This is a genomic window from Lysobacter brunescens (genome assembly GCF_042677005.1).
GTDB lineage: Bacteria > Pseudomonadota > Gammaproteobacteria > Xanthomonadales > Xanthomonadaceae > Lysobacter_I > Lysobacter_I brunescens.
The window spans coordinates 486,064-500,341 of sequence record NZ_JBHTIF010000001.1; the positions used below are offsets into that span (position 1 = coordinate 486,064).

A 14,278-nucleotide genomic window follows, 5' to 3' on the forward strand; every position below is an offset into this window, starting at 1 on the left:
TCGTCGTTTGTGACCACGGTCATGCCGCAGCCTTCGTTGTAGGTGATGCCGACGACGGAGCCCCCTGCTCTACCTCTTCGGCGCAATTTCGTGTGACGCGGTTCCGGGATCTGACGCGAGATACCGCTCCATTCGCGATCCGGAAAAGTTCGCCTGCCTCCTGCGCTGATGCCTGGCGACGCCCGCTTGCCCTTCATTACTTCCGTGGAACAGCGATTCCGTGGAACACCATTGGTAGGGCCGCCTGCCACTCCCACCCCAAGATGTAGTGGCGGCGCGGGTTGCCAAGCTACGCCCCCGCCGGGGGCAAGTCAACGGCTTGACGGACCCGGAATTGCGCGTCAGGCGGGTCGATCGCGGGGCGTGAATGCGCTGCGTGGCAGGCCCAGCAAGATGTGAACGGCATCCCAACCTGCGCCGGGCCAGCGGAACCTTCGACGCCGACGAACGGTCATTCCGCTCTTGATTCGCGCCCCATCCGCCGCGATGTTGGGGCTCCTGCCGTGTCGGGTTTCGACGGACGGCATCCCGATCCCATCCCTCTTCCCTGCGACCGTTACGCGACCAACGACGATGACCACCGACCGCCGCCCCGCCAGACGCCGCGCCAAGACCTCCCTCCTGCTCGCCCTGACCGCCGCCGCGGCCTTCGGCGGCTTCGCCGCGACCTGGGTCCGCGAGACCTTCCAGACCCCGGCCCTGGCCGCCACGGTGCCGCCCCCGGCGACAACGGTCGCCGCCTTGCCGGTGGCGGTGGAGGGACAGCCGCTGCCCTCGCTGGCGCCGATGCTGCGCAAGGTCACCCCGGCGGTGGTCAGCGTGCACAGCAAGCAGCGCGTGCGGGTGAGCCCGTTCGGGAACGATCCGTTCTTCCGGCGGATGTTCCCGGACATGACCCAGGAGCGGATCAACGAGTCGCTGGGTTCGGGGGTGATCGTCGACGCCGCGCGCGGCCTGGTGCTGACCAATCACCACGTGATCGAAGGCGCCGACGACGTGTCGGTGACCCTGTCCGACGGCCGCGAGCTGCGCGCCGAGTTCATCGGCTCCGATCCCGACACCGACGTGGCGCTGATGCGGATCAAGGCCGACAAGCTGACCGCGCTGGCGCTGGCCAATTCCGACCAGCTGCAGGTCGGCGATTTCGTGGTCGCGGTGGGCAATCCGTTCGGCGTGGGCCAGACCGTCACTTCGGGCATTGTCTCGGCCGTGGGCCGCAGCAACCTGCCGGGCCTGGGCTTCCAGAACTTCATCCAGACCGACGCGTCGATCAACCCGGGCAATTCCGGCGGCGCACTGGTCAACCTGCGCGGCGAGCTGGTCGGCATCAACACCGCCAGCTTCAACCCGCGCGGCAGCGCGGCGGGCAACATCGGCCTGGGCTTCGCGATCCCGGCGAACCTGGCCGCCAGCATCATGCGCCAGCTCAACGACGGCGGCACCGTGCGCCGCGGCGCGCTGGGCATCGAGACGCAGGACGTGACCCCGCAGATCGCCCAGGGCCTGGGCCTCGACCAGTCCTACGGCGCGGCGATCACCCGGGTCTACCCAGGCTCGGCCGCTGCGGCCGCCGGCCTGCGCGTCGGCGACGTGGTGGTGGCCGCCAACGGCCAGCGCGTGGACAACAGCGCCGCGCTGCGCAACTTCCAGGGCCTGCAGCCGGTGAATTCGAAGGTGACGCTGGACGTGCGCCGCGACGGCAAGCCGCTGCAGCTGTCGGCGACGCTGCGCGAACAGCCGCGCGAGACCTCGGGCGGCGACCTCGACCCGCGCCTGGCCGGCGCGAAGTTCGCCGAGCTGCCCGAATCGCTGCGCCGCCAGGGCGTGTCCGGCGTGCTGGTGGAAGAGGTGGAGCGCAACAGCCGCGCGGCCCGCAACGGCCTGCGCAAGGGCGACGTGGTGCTGGCCGGCACGATGGGCGAGTTCGGCGACCTGGGCGGCTTCCGCGCCAGCTTCGGCGACCGCCCGCAGGAACTGTGGCTGCGCGTCTGGCGCAATGGACGCCAGGGCGACCTGCCGATGCGCTGATCGTTGCGCTGATCGACCGGCAGGCTGCGGGCAGGTCGGCGTAAGCTGTCGGTCCACGCCCCTCGGCCCCAGCGCCCCCGCATGAGCAGCACGCCCGAGCCGACGCCAGTCGACCACGACCTTCCTTCGGTCGCCTCCCTGCCAGGGGAAAGCCCTGCCGTCGCTCCGCCGCCGCGACCGCGCTCGTCCACGGCGGCGGTGGTGCTGGCGACGCTGGCCGTCGGCTTCGCGCTGTGGGCGATGCAGAGCCTGCTGCTGCCGATCCTGCTGGCGATGTTCTTCGCCCTGATCGGCAATCCGATCCTGCGCGTGCTGCAGAAGCTGCGCGTGCCGCGCTTCCTCGGCGCGCTGGCGGTGCTGTCGGCGGGCATCGCCTCGGCGGTGCTGATGGGCAGCCTGCTGGCCGCGCCGGCCGGCGACCTGATGCGCCAGCTGCCGCGCGAGATGCGCCAAGTCGCGCCGAAGCTGCGCGAGGTGATCAAGCCCGTGCAGGAGGCGCGCAAGGGCGCCGAGAACATCGCCCGTGTCGCCGGTGGCGGCGACGCCGCGCCGGTCCGCGTGGTGCGCACCGAGGAGGACCCGTACCGCGCGCTGGTCGCCACGCCGCGCATGGCCGCCACGGTGCTGGCCGTGGTGCTGCTGACCTTCTTCTTCATGGTCTACGGCGACGACCTGCAGCGAAAGGTGCTGGCCCTGCTGCCCGGGCGGCAGCAGCAGCGCTTCACCCGCGATCTGCTGCAGTCGATCGAGCGCGAGGTCTCGCGCTACGTGCTGACCATCACCGTGATCAATTTCGGCCTGGGCCTAGCGTTCGCCGGGATGCTGGCCGCGCTGGGCCTGACGCTGCCCGAGGCGCTGATGTGGGGCACGTTGGCAGCCCTGCTCAACTACATGCCCTACGTCGGCCCGCTGATCGGCGTGACGATGACCCTGCTGATGGGCTTCGTGCATTTCGACTCGCCGCTGGAAGCGCTGCTGCCGGCCGGCGGCTACCTGCTCCTGCACACGCTGGAGGGTCAGCTGCTCACGCCCATCGTGCTGGGCCGGCGCATGGCCATCTCTCCGCTGGTGCTGATCCTCGGCCTGATGACCTTCGGCTGGCTGTGGGGCGTGGTCGGCCTGCTGCTGGCGGTGCCGCTGCTGGCCTGCGTGAAGCTGGCGCTGGAGCGCCTGCACGGCATGGAGGCCTGGGCGCGGTTGATGGAATGAGCGCCCTGCCCGTCCGCGCACCGGTGTCGCCCCGCGCCCCGCGCTACACTGGCGCGGTGAACTTCCGCATCCGCGCCATCACCCTCGACCTGGACGACACCCTCTGGCCGTTCGCGCCGATCGGCGCACGGATCGAACGCGTCCTCGAAGACTGGCTGCGCGCGCACAGTCCGCGCACCGCCGAACGCTTCCCGATCCCGGTGATGCGCGAACTGCGCGATCGGATCTTCGCCGAGCGCACAGACCTGGCCCACGATATGAGCGAACTGCGCCGGCTGACGCTGCGCACCGCCTTCGAGGCCAGCGGCGAGGCCGACCCGCACGTGCTCGCCGAGACCGCGTACGCCGTGTTCTTCGCCGAACGCAACCGCGTCGAGTGCTATCCCGACGCGATCGACGCGCTGGCCCGGCTCAGCGCATCGCTGCCGGTCGCCGCGCTGAGCAACGGCAACGCCGACCTCGTCGCGATCGGCCTGGACCACCACTTCGCCTTCCAGCTCGGCGCGCGCGAACACGGCGCGGCGAAACCCGAGGCCAGCATCTTCCTCGCCGCCTGCGACCGCCTCGGCTGCGCGCCGGACGAAGTGCTGCACGTCGGCGACCACATCGAGATGGACGTGCTCGGCGCCGCCCGCGCCGGCCTGCGCACCGCCTGGGTGCATCGCGACGACGCCCGCGAACGTCATCCCGCCTGGCCGCACGACGACATCGCGCCGGACCTCATCGTCCCCGATCTCGCCGCACTGGCCGACCTCATCGAGCGCATGCCCGCAGACGGCGTGCGCCACGCCACGCATCCCCAGGAACACCACCCATGACTTCGCTGCCCGGACTCGCCGAGACCGCCGACCACGCCCTGCCGCTGCACGCTGCCACCGCCGCGACCTTCGCCGCATGGCGCGACCAGCAGACGCCCGCCGTGCAGGCTTGGTTGCAGGCGCAGGGCTTCACCGCCGCCGCCGGCACGCATGCCCTGCTGCCCGGCAGCGAGGGCCTGGCCGGCGCGGTACTGGGCGTGGCCGACCTGCGCGACCCGTTCGCCTGGGCGCATGCACCGTACGCACTGCCGGCCGGCGAATGGCGCATGGCCGACGCACTGGACGCCGATGCGCAGGCCGCGCTGCAACTGGGCTGGGGCCTGGGCAGTTACCGGTTCACCCGCTATCGCGCCGCGACGCGCGCGCCGGCCCGGCTGATCGGCGCGATCGACGCCGAAGTCGCCGCGCAGCTCGCCGCCTGCGCCCGCGTGCGCGACCTGGTGAACACGCCGACCGAGGACATGGGTCCGGCCGATCTGGAAGCCGTGACGCGCGAGATCGCGCAGGCGCACGGCGCCGACATCGACGTGCTGGTCGGCGACGACCTGCTGCTGCACAACTTCCCCGCGATCCACGCCGTCGGCCGCGCATCGCACCGCGATCCGCGCCTGATCGTCCTGCACTGGGGCGACCCGTCGCACCCGCACATCGCCATCGTCGGCAAGGGCGTGTGTTTCGACACCGGCGGCCTGGACGTGAAGGCCGCCGCCGGCATGCGCAACATGAAGAAGGATATGGGCGGCGCCGCGCACGCGATCGCACTCGCCGAACTGATCATGGCGCGCCGGCTGCCGGTGCGGATCACCCTGCTCGTGCCGGCGGTGGAGAACGCGCTGGGCCCGAACGCCTATCGCCCCGGCGAAGTCATCGCCACGCGCAAGGGCATCAGCGTCGAGATCGACAATACCGACGCCGAGGGCCGCATCGTGCTGTGCGATGCGCTGGCCTATGCCGCCGAGCAGACGCCGCAGCTGATCCTCGACTTCGCCACGCTCACCGGCGCCGCGCGCATCGCCCTCGGCCCCGACCTGCCCGTGCTGTTCGCCAACGAGGACCGCGTCGCCAACGACTGGCTCGACGCCGGCCTGCGCACGCACGACCCGCTGTGGCGCATGCCGCTGCACCGCCCGTACCTGCGCTACCTCAGCAGCGGCATCGCCGACATCGCCAACGGCAGCAGCACGCCGATGGCCGGCTGCATCACCGCCGCGCTGTACCTCGACCGCTTCGTGCCGAACGACCTGCCGTGGGCGCATCTCGACGTCTACAGCTGGAACGACAGCGACCGCCCCGGCCGCCCCGCCGGCGGCGAGGCGCAGGCGCTGCGCGCGTGCTGGGCGATGCTGAAGGCGCGATTCGGTTGATTCAGCGCGCGAAGGCCACACTCTCGGTCCGAGCCACCCCACAGGACATCGCCTCGCCATGATCGCTGCCCGGCCCTCGACCCGAAACGCCCTGCGCGCGCGCCTGTCCGCGTTCGCCCTGACGCTCTCGCTGTTCGCACTCGCCTGCTCCGCAGCGCAGGCGCAGGCGCAACCCGCACGCAAGCCTGCAGCGACCGCGCCGGCACCGACGCCGAAGGCGCAGCGCACCGTGCTGGTGATGGGCGATTCGCTGTCGGCCGCGTACGGCCTGTCGGCCTCGCAGGGCTGGGTCGCGCTGACCGCGCAGAAGATCGCGAAGGACAGGCCCGGCTGGCGCGTGGTCAATGCGAGCATCAGCGGCGAAACTACCGCCGGCGGCGCAGCGCGGATCGTTGCGGAATTGAATCGGCACAAGCCTGCGGTCGTGGTGATCGAACTCGGCGCCAACGACGGCCTGCGCGGCCTGCCCGTCGCGCAGACGCGCGCGAACCTCGCGAAGATGATCACCGCCGCGAAAGCCGCGAACGCGCGCGTGCTGCTGATCGGCATGCGCATGCCACCGAACTACGGCCCCGACTACACGCGCAGCTTCGAGCAGGCATTCGCGAATCTCGCGCGCGAACACAAGACCGCGTTCCTGCCCTTCCTGCTGCAGCCGATCGCGCTCGACGACCGCGCGTACCAGGCCGATCGCCTGCACCCGACCGCCGCCGCACAGCCGAAGCTGCGCGACCACGTCTGGACCGCACTGGCGCCCTTGCTGAACTGATTCCGCACCACGGCGTATCCGAACGTCACCGGCTGCATCCGGACATCGCCTTCGCGCGTACGCGCCGATTTTTCACGGAATCGCTGATTTTCAGCATTTTTCTGCATCCCCGTGCATCCGCCCCCGACGGGTGCGCGTAGACGACTCCGTACCGGCCATGCGGACTTCCCCCGCGCCGGACACCCCCAACCAACGGAGTTCGCCCGATGAACACGAAACTGCTGTCCGCCACGCTGTTCGCCACCCTCGCCGCCGCCACCCTCACCGTGCAGGCCGGCAAATCCGCCAACCCGATGGTCGGCGGCGCGCCGATGTACGCCAGCAAGGACATCGTCGACAACGCCGTCAACTCGAAGGATCACACCACGCTCGTCGCTGCGGTCAAGGCCGCCGGCCTCGTCGACACGCTGAAGGGCCCCGGGCCGTTCACCGTGTTCGCACCGACCAACGCCGCGTTCGCCGCACTGCCCGCCGGCACGGTCGACACGCTGCTCAAGCCCGAGAACAAGGCCACGCTGACCGGCGTGCTCACCTACCACGTCGTGCCGGGCAACGTCGATGCGAAGTCGCTGCTCGCGAAGATCAAGGCCGGCAACGGCAGCGCGACGCTGACCACCGTGCAGGGTGAAGCGCTGACCGCGCGCACCGCCGGCGGCGGCGTGACCATCACCGATGCGAAGGGCAACACCGCCAAGGTCAGCATCGCCGACGTGAAGCAGAAGAACGGTGTGATCCACGTGATCGATCGCGTGCTGCTGCCCTGATCGCATCGCATCACATCGCATCCGGATCCTGCAGCGAATCGACGAAGCGGCTTCGGCCGCTTCGTCTTTTTTTGCGTCCGCGCATTCGTCGCATGCATGCACGCCATTCGTCGCCGGATGTAAAAAAAGTGTTTGCATTCGAAAAAAGACGGGTGTAATGTGCGCGCCCATCGCAGCACGAATGCGATGACTCCCTTCCACATCACGACGACAGCCCGCCGAATGAAGCCTGCCAACCACCAGCAAAACAAGCCGATGTCGCGCGATCGCCGCGAACACGGTCTGTGCCTTGCCGGGTATGGCGCGGCACGATTCGACATCGGCTTCACAGCGGACTGATCACCCTTCCGGGAGATCGGTTGCCCCGATCTCCGAGGAACGCGAACGCCCTCGGATGCCCTCCGGGGGCGTTTCGTTTCCAGCGGCCGAACCGCTGATCGACCCGCTGTCCACACCGCGCGCGTTCGCGCCCATGCAGGCATTCCTGCGTGGTTTCCCTTCACATTCCGCTTCGCCCTGAAGCACCCGGCGCCAATCCCCACGCTGAGGCCAAGGGCACGCTGCCAGACGCATTCGCGTGCGTTGTGGTGCTTCGACGCGGGCGGCGTTCGAAGCGGAACCCCGACATGATCGATGCACACACGTCGATCGAACGAATTGCCGATGCGCGAGCGTCGGCAATGCGAAGCATCGCTCGAACGTTTCCAGCGGCGTGGATTGTCATTCCACCCGGTGCGCGCGGCCCTGCCGTGGCGTATGCCGGAGACGCAAGACGGTGTTTCGAGAGGACGAGTGCCCGATGGTCGGGCAGCGACTGAACATCGCCGGCTCACGCCACCACCGGTTCGATTCCGGTTCGTCACTTCTTTGGAAGCTCAATGGTCGAGCACTGAATTCAGATTTCAGCCTTGCGGGTTCGATTCCCGCTCCGAAACCCAACTGGTGATTCGAAAGAAACACCCCACCGGGCGAAAGCCCAGGGACACCGCCCCGCGCGGCGCGTCCATCGCAGGCGGAACAATGCATGCGATCGACGCACCGCAACGGCGACGCCGCCGGGCTCGCGTCCTCCGGTCGTGCGGGTTCCGTCGATACGCATTGCGCGGCTCCTCGTCCGCAATGCCGACGACGCAAGCCTCCACGATCGGCGCACGCCGGCTCCGCGACATCGCCGCCGGGGCGATCCCCTCCCTTCCACGCGAGACACGATCCCTCGCCCATCACACGGATCGCACCACCAGAGCCACATCCACATACAAACAAATCAACTGGAGAATTCCGATGTTCTGGAAGAAGAGGGTCGTGATCGGCGACGGCGAACGCGGCCTGGTGTTCCGTAACCGCAGGTTCGAGCAGGTGCTAGTCCCCGGTGTCTACCGTTTCTCCGACCCGCTGGGCCGCATGGAGATCAAGGTGCACAACGTCGCGAAGCCGGAATACACCGGCACCGACGTGGATACCCTGGTCGCCTCGCTCGGCAACACGCTCGGCGCGCACTTCGTGCTCGGCGACATCGGCACCGACGAGGTCGGACTGGTGTCGAAGAACGGCAGGATCGAGGACGTGCTCCTGCCCGGCACGCGCAAGCTGTACTGGCGTGCGCCGGTGCGCGTCGAGATCGAACGCATCACGCTGCAGGACGGCCTGGACGTGCGACCGGATGTCGCACGACGTCTGCGTCAGCTCGGCGCGCTCGCCCGCGTGGCCGCCGTCGCCGATGTGCCGACCGAGTTCGTCGGCCTGCTGTTCATCGAGGGCCGCTTCGAGCGCATGTTGCCCCCGGGCAGCTACGCCTTCTGGAACCTCCAGAAGAACGTGGTGATCGAAACCGTCGACCTGCGCGTGCAGGCGGTCGACGTGGCCGGCCAGGAGCTGTTGACGCGCGACAAGGTCTCGCTGCGCGTGAACCTCGCAGCCAGCATCCGCGTCGTCGACGCCGTGGCGTCCCGGACCCGGGTGGCAAAGTTCGCCGACCAGGTCTACCGCGAGCTGCAGTACGGCCTGCGCAAAGCGGTCTCGGCCAAAACGCTTGACGAACTGCTCGGCGACAAGGCCTCGCTCGATGGCGACATCTTCGAGCACGTGCGCGGCAAGGTCGATGCCTTCGGTGTCGAGGTGCTGAGCGTCGGCGTCAAGGACGTGATCCTGCCGGGCGAGATGCGCGAGATCCTCAACAGCGTCGTGCAGGCGGAGAAGGCGGCCCAGGCCAACGTGATCCGCCGTCGCGAAGAGTCGAACGCGACGCGTTCGCTGCTCAACACCGCGAAGCTGATCGAGGACAACCCGACCCTGATGCGCCTCAAGGAGCTGGAGGCGCTGGAGAAGGTGACCGAGAAGATCGACAAGCTCACCGTGTTCGGCGGCCTGGATGGCGTGCTGAAGCAGCTGGTGACCCTCAAGCAGTAACCGCGTGCGGCCGGAAGGATCCGGCCGCATGTCCCATCAAGTATTTCGAGTGTGTGCCATGACCGAATACCACAAGATCCAGAGCCTGTTCAAACGCGACATGTCGAGACCGCACAAGCCGCTGATCGAAGGCCAGTGGACGCGACCCGAGTTCGAGTTCCTCGCGGACAACACCTGGACGTTCACCGAGAAGGTGGACGGCACCAACATCCGCGTGATCTTCGAGAACGGCGTGGTCAGCTTCGGCGGACGCACGGATGCGGCGGAGATTCCCTCGTTCCTGCTGACGCGACTCGAGCGTCGCTTCCTGCCGATGGCGGTCGCGTTCGCCGAACTGTTCGGCAGCGGACCCGTCGTGCTCTACGGCGAAGGCTACGGCGCGCGGATCCAGAAGGGCGGCGGGCTGTATCGCCCGGATGCGGACTTCGTGCTGTTCGACGTGCGCGTCGACCGGTGGTGGCTGCAGCGGGACGATGTCGAGGACGTGGCTGCGAAGCTCGGCCTGGATGTCGTGCCGGTGATCGGCGAGGGCACGCTGCACGATGCGGTCGCCCGGGCCAAGGCAGGCATCCGCTCCGCCTGGGGCGATTTCGAAGCCGAAGGCATCGTCGCGCGGCCGAAGATCGAGCTGTGCACCCGCAGCGGCAAGCGCCTGATCGCCAAGATCAAGTGCCGCGACTTCGCAACCTGACAACCCACCCGCGTGGCCGCGAGGACGGCCACGCGTTTTTCGAGAGTACGCATCATGCGCAAGGACATGTACAAGGTGATCGTCGAGCGTCCGCGCCGTGGCGGCGGATATCGAAGCGAAGCGCCGATACCGGCCGACTTGGACGATTCGCCGAAGCAGGAAGGCCTGAAACGCCGACATCGCAGTCGCAAATGCTTGAACGAGAACCTGCGCCCGCTGGAACGCTATCTCGCCTCGCAGGTGGGACGCCCGTGGGACAAGGTGTACTCGGAGATCAGCGCAGGCATCGATCGTCGCAATACCGTGCAGCGGCATATCCATCAGCATCTGGAGGATTTCGTCGAGACCCGTGCCGTTGCCGATGGCGACACGATCCTCGTCTGGAATGGTCGACTGGGTTATGAACCAGTCGGCAATCTGACCTGGCTCAGGTTTTATGTGGATCCGCGAACGGGTCTGCTTTGCCTGAACAGACAGGGCGCACGGAAAAAGCGTGCGATCAGACTGCAGCAGAAGATCGAGCACCTGATTCGCCTGAAGAAGAGCCATGGCACCGGAATCGTGATCGATGACTCGACGCAGCTGCACATGATCGATGGCATCTGGTATCGAATCACTCTGGCGAAGGTTGCCCGAAGCCGTTATCACGGCATCTTCGACAAACTGCGCGGCCTCCCGGCCTGCAGTTGCCCGGACATCGTGGATGCAGGGGGTATTCCCAGCAATCTCACGCTCTTCGGACGCACCGGCGTGTACGCTGCCGACAAACAACAAGTTTCGGTGCGCGAACTGCGTGCCCGCCGCCTGGTCAACGCGGTATGTTGAACACATGATTCGTGGTGCTGCGCGCGACCGACGCAGCACGGAGACACCCCAATGAGCACCTCATCCTTCCAACTCCTGCACGCCGAAAGCACGCCCACCCCGATCAAGGGCTGGGTCGACGGCGTGCCGCTCGAGCCCGAGGCGCACCGGCAACTGCAGAACATCGCGATGATCCCTTTCGTGGGTCCGTGGGTGGCGGTGATGCCGGACGTGCACCTGGGCAAGGGCGCCACCGTGGGTTCGGTCATCCCGACCCGCGGCGCCATCATCCCGGCCGCTGTCGGCGTGGACATCGGCTGCGGCATGGCCGCAGTGCGCACCACGCTGCAGGCGAAGGACCTGCCCGAGTCCCTGGCCTACCTGCGTTCATCGATCGAACGCAGCGTGCCGGTGGGCAACGGCGCCGGCGGCGAACACCGACGGCTCCCCGACAGCATCGAAACGCAACTCTCCCAATCCGGACTCTTCGCGCGGCTGGAAGCGATCAAACGCAAGCACCGCCAGATCCGGATCGACAAGGTCGACCGGCAGCTCGGCACCCTCGGCGGCGGCAACCACTTCATCGAGATCTGTCTCGACGAATCGGACGCCGTCTGGGTGATGCTGCATTCCGGGTCGCGCGGCACCGGCAACCTCATCGGCACGTACTTCATCGAACGCGCTCGCGAGAAGCTGATGACCCGCACGCTCGGCTTCCATGTTCCCGACAGGGATCTGGCCTTCTTCATGGAGGGGGAACCGCTTTTCGACGATTACGTGGAAGCGGTGTCGTGGGCGCAGGATTACGCCCGGGCCAACCGGGAGGCGATGATGGCGCGGGTGTTACACGAAATGCGCCGGCAGCTTCCCAGGTTCCAGTTGGAGAAAATGGCGGTCAACTGCCACCACAACTATGTCCAGCGCGAAGAGCACTTCGGCGAATCGCTGCTGGTCACCCGCAAGGGCGCGGTCAGCGCCCGCGCGGGTGAGCTGGGCATCATCCCGGGCAGCATGGGCGCGAAGAGCTATATCGTGCGAGGCAAGGGCAACCCGGACAGCTTCTGCAGCTGCAGCCACGGCGCAGGACGCGCGATGAGTCGTGGCGCCGCGAAGCAGCGCATCACGCTGAAGCAGCATCGCGAAGCCACCGCGCACGTCGAATGCCGCAAGGACCAGGGTGTGCTGGACGAATCGCCCGCAGCCTACAAGGACATCGACGCGGTGATGGCGGCGCAGCGCGACCTAGTCGAAGTGGTGCATACCCTCCGGCAGGTCGTGTGCGTCAAAGGGTGAGTGCCCGCGCTTGCGTGCCACAGGGATGTGCGGGCGCGAACGCCCGCACAAGGATGCGCGGGCCGGGCGTTCCGAAGCCGATCATGCACCGCCACGGATGGCATCCCCGCGCTAAATCGCAACGATGACTCGCAACACCGAGCCTTCCCCGTTCGCGGGGAAGGCTTTTTTTCATGCGCCTTCGTTCGAGTCCTGCTGCTGCAACGCCCACATCTGCGCGTAGTGCCCACCGTGTGCGAGCAGTTCGCCGTGGCGGCCGCGTTCGACGATGCGGCCCTGGTCCATGACCAGGATCTCGTCGGCGTTCATCACCGTGGACAGGCGGTGGGCGATGACGATCGTGGTGCGACCTTCGGCGATGCGGTCCAGCTCGGCCTGGATCGCCTGTTCGGATTTCGAATCCAGCGCAGAGGTGGCTTCGTCGAAGATCAGGATGGCAGGATTCTTCAGCAGTGCACGGGCGATGGCGACGCGCTGCTTCTCGCCGCCGGACAGCTTCAGGCCGCGTTCGCCGACTTCGGTGTCGTAGCCGTCGGGGAAGGCGAGGATGCGGTCGTGGATGTGCGCCGCCTTGGCGGCTGCCTCGACCTCCTCGCGGCTGGCGTCGGGCCGGCCGTAGAGGATGTTGTAGTGGATGGTGTCGTTGAACAGCACGGTGTCCTGCGGAACGATCGCGATGGCCTGTCGCAGCGACGCCTGGGTCACGTCGCGGAGGTCGCGCACCGCACCGTCGGCATCCTCGACCGCGATGCGACCGGCGTCGACGTCGTAGAAGCGATACAGCAGCCGCGCCAGCGTCGACTTGCCGGAACCGGAATGGCCGACCACGGCGACGGTGCCGCCGCGCGGCACCTCGAAACTGATCCCGCGCAGGATCTCGCGGCGCGGATCGTAGCCGAAGCGTACGTCCTCGAAACGCAGGCTCGGGCGCTCCGCGCGCAGCGGCACGGCGTCGCTGCGGTCCTGCACGTCCATGCGTTCGTCGAGCAGGCCGAACAGGCGTTCGAGGTTGGTGAAGGCCTGCTTGATCTCGCGGTACATCATGCCGAGCAGGTTCAGCGGTGCGGACAGCTGCAGCAGCAGGGTGTTGACCAGGACGAGGTCGCCGATGCTCATCCGTCCATCGACGACGCCGTCAGCGGCGCGCCACATCATCGCGCTCACGCCGAGGGCGACGATCGCGGCCTGGCCGAGGTTGAGCACGCCGAGCGTCTTGCGCGACATGACCTGCGCTTCTTCCAGTTTCACCAGCGTCTGGTCGTAGCGCCGGGCTTCGTGCTCTTCGTTGCCGAAGTACTTCACGGTCTCGTAGTTGAGCAGCGAGTCGACCGCGCGCTCGTTGGCGCGGGTGTCGGCCTCGACCGAGGCGCGGTAGTAGGCCGTGCGCCATTCGGTGACGACGAAGGTGTAGGCGATGTAGGCCGCGAGCGTGATCATCACGATCAGCGCGAAGCTCCAGTCGTACATCCAGACCAGCACGATGGTGGCCAGCGCCACTTCGAACAGGGTCGGCAGGATGGTGTAGATCACCCAGTCGAGCAGATCGGAGATGGCCTCGCCGCCGCGTTCGACATCGCGCGCGACGCCGCCGGTGCGGCGTGCGAGATGAAAGCGCAGCGACAGCGCGTGCAGGTGGCGGAACACCTGCAGCGTGACCCGGCGCGAGACCCGGGCCATGACCCGCGCGAACACGACCTGGCGCAGTTCGGCGAACAGCGTAGTGGCGATGCGCGAGGCGCCGTAGGCGATGAGCAGGCCGACCGGCAGCACGAGCGCCGTCGGCTGGCCGCGCAGGTCGAGCGCATCGACCAGTTCCTTCAGGGTCAACGGCACCGCGAGGTTGGCGAGCTTGCCGATCACCACCAGGCCCAGCGCGAACAGGATGCGGGCCAGGAAGGGGCGCAGGTACGGCGCGAGTTCGCGGAGCACCTGCCATTCGGTACGCGAGGTCGCGCGCACGGCGGAAGGCACGACGGTGGGCGCCGGCGTTTCGGGCGCAGTGGTCTGGGAAGTCATGCAGGGATGATGAGGCCCGCGCACCCGCTTTCAAAGCCCGTAATCGGCCCATCCATGGTGTTCCAGCGTTCCATTCCATGCCGAGGAACAGCGGGTCCCGCCCTGCGTCATGCGGA

At 67.9% G+C, this 14,278-nt stretch carries 12 protein-coding genes and 1 tRNA gene; 12 read left to right on the plus strand and 1 reads right to left on the minus strand.

Going from position 1 to position 14,278, the window contains the following annotated elements; all coding sequences use genetic code 11:
• Positions 1-573: 573 nt before the first annotated feature.
• The 12 genes from ACFQ0E_RS02135 to ACFQ0E_RS02190 all read left to right on the plus strand — a co-directional run bounded on the left by ACFQ0E_RS02135 (position 574) and on the right by ACFQ0E_RS02190 (position 12,146).
• Complete coding sequence (locus ACFQ0E_RS02135; protein WP_386822054.1) at positions 574-2,028, plus strand: Do family serine endopeptidase; 1,455 nt, start codon at positions 574-576, stop codon at positions 2,026-2,028.
• 81 nt (positions 2,029-2,109) lie between these two features.
• Positions 2,110-3,237 (plus strand): AI-2E family transporter, encoded by a 1,128-nt coding sequence (locus tag ACFQ0E_RS02140; protein ID WP_386822055.1) that lies wholly within the window; start codon positions 2,110-2,112, stop codon positions 3,235-3,237.
• 56 nt (positions 3,238-3,293) lie between these two features.
• Positions 3,294-4,055: an HAD family hydrolase gene (locus ACFQ0E_RS02145; RefSeq protein ID WP_386824000.1), complete on the plus strand. Its 762-nt coding sequence runs from the start codon at positions 3,294-3,296 to the stop codon at positions 4,053-4,055.
• On the plus strand, positions 4,052-5,419 hold the full coding sequence (locus ACFQ0E_RS02150; protein WP_386822056.1) for a leucyl aminopeptidase family protein: 1,368 nt from the start codon (positions 4,052-4,054) through the stop codon (positions 5,417-5,419). Before ACFQ0E_RS02145 ends, ACFQ0E_RS02150 begins: the two co-directional genes overlap by 4 nt.
• A gap of 58 nt (positions 5,420-5,477) precedes the next feature.
• Complete coding sequence (locus tag ACFQ0E_RS02155) at positions 5,478-6,188, plus strand: arylesterase (RefSeq protein WP_386822057.1); 711 nt, start codon at positions 5,478-5,480, stop codon at positions 6,186-6,188.
• Between the two features lie 206 nt (positions 6,189-6,394).
• A complete protein-coding gene (locus ACFQ0E_RS02160) occupies positions 6,395-6,952 on the plus strand; it encodes a fasciclin domain-containing protein (protein ID WP_386822058.1) in 558 nt (185 codons plus the stop codon).
• A gap of 186 nt (positions 6,953-7,138) precedes the next feature.
• A complete protein-coding gene (locus ACFQ0E_RS02165) occupies positions 7,139-7,291 on the plus strand; it encodes a hypothetical protein (RefSeq protein WP_386822059.1) in 153 nt (50 codons plus the stop codon).
• Positions 7,292-7,817: 526 nt separating this feature from the next.
• Positions 7,818-7,890: transfer RNA gene (locus ACFQ0E_RS02170), tRNA-Leu, on the plus strand.
• 343 nt (positions 7,891-8,233) lie between these two features.
• Positions 8,234-9,358 (plus strand): slipin family protein, encoded by a 1,125-nt coding sequence (locus ACFQ0E_RS02175; RefSeq protein WP_386822060.1) that lies wholly within the window; start codon positions 8,234-8,236, stop codon positions 9,356-9,358.
• A gap of 58 nt (positions 9,359-9,416) precedes the next feature.
• The gene (locus tag ACFQ0E_RS02180) at positions 9,417-10,049 is read left to right on the plus strand and encodes an RNA ligase family protein (RefSeq protein ID WP_386822061.1); all 633 of its coding nucleotides are present in this window, start codon (positions 9,417-9,419) and stop codon (positions 10,047-10,049) included.
• A 54-nt stretch (positions 10,050-10,103) separates the two neighbouring features.
• Positions 10,104-10,874 (plus strand): hypothetical protein, encoded by a 771-nt coding sequence (locus ACFQ0E_RS02185; RefSeq protein ID WP_386822062.1) that lies wholly within the window; start codon positions 10,104-10,106, stop codon positions 10,872-10,874.
• Positions 10,875-10,925: 51 nt separating this feature from the next.
• Entirely contained in the window at positions 10,926-12,146 is a 1,221-nt protein-coding gene (locus ACFQ0E_RS02190; RefSeq protein ID WP_386822063.1) for an RtcB family protein, read from the plus strand.
• A 171-nt stretch (positions 12,147-12,317) separates the two neighbouring features.
• On the opposite strand, the gene ACFQ0E_RS02195 is transcribed toward ACFQ0E_RS02190, so the two are convergent.
• On the minus strand, positions 12,318-14,162 hold the full coding sequence (locus ACFQ0E_RS02195; protein ID WP_386822064.1) for an ABCB family ABC transporter ATP-binding protein/permease: 1,845 nt from the start codon (positions 14,160-14,162) through the stop codon (positions 12,318-12,320).
• Between the last annotated feature and the right edge of the window lie 116 nt (positions 14,163-14,278).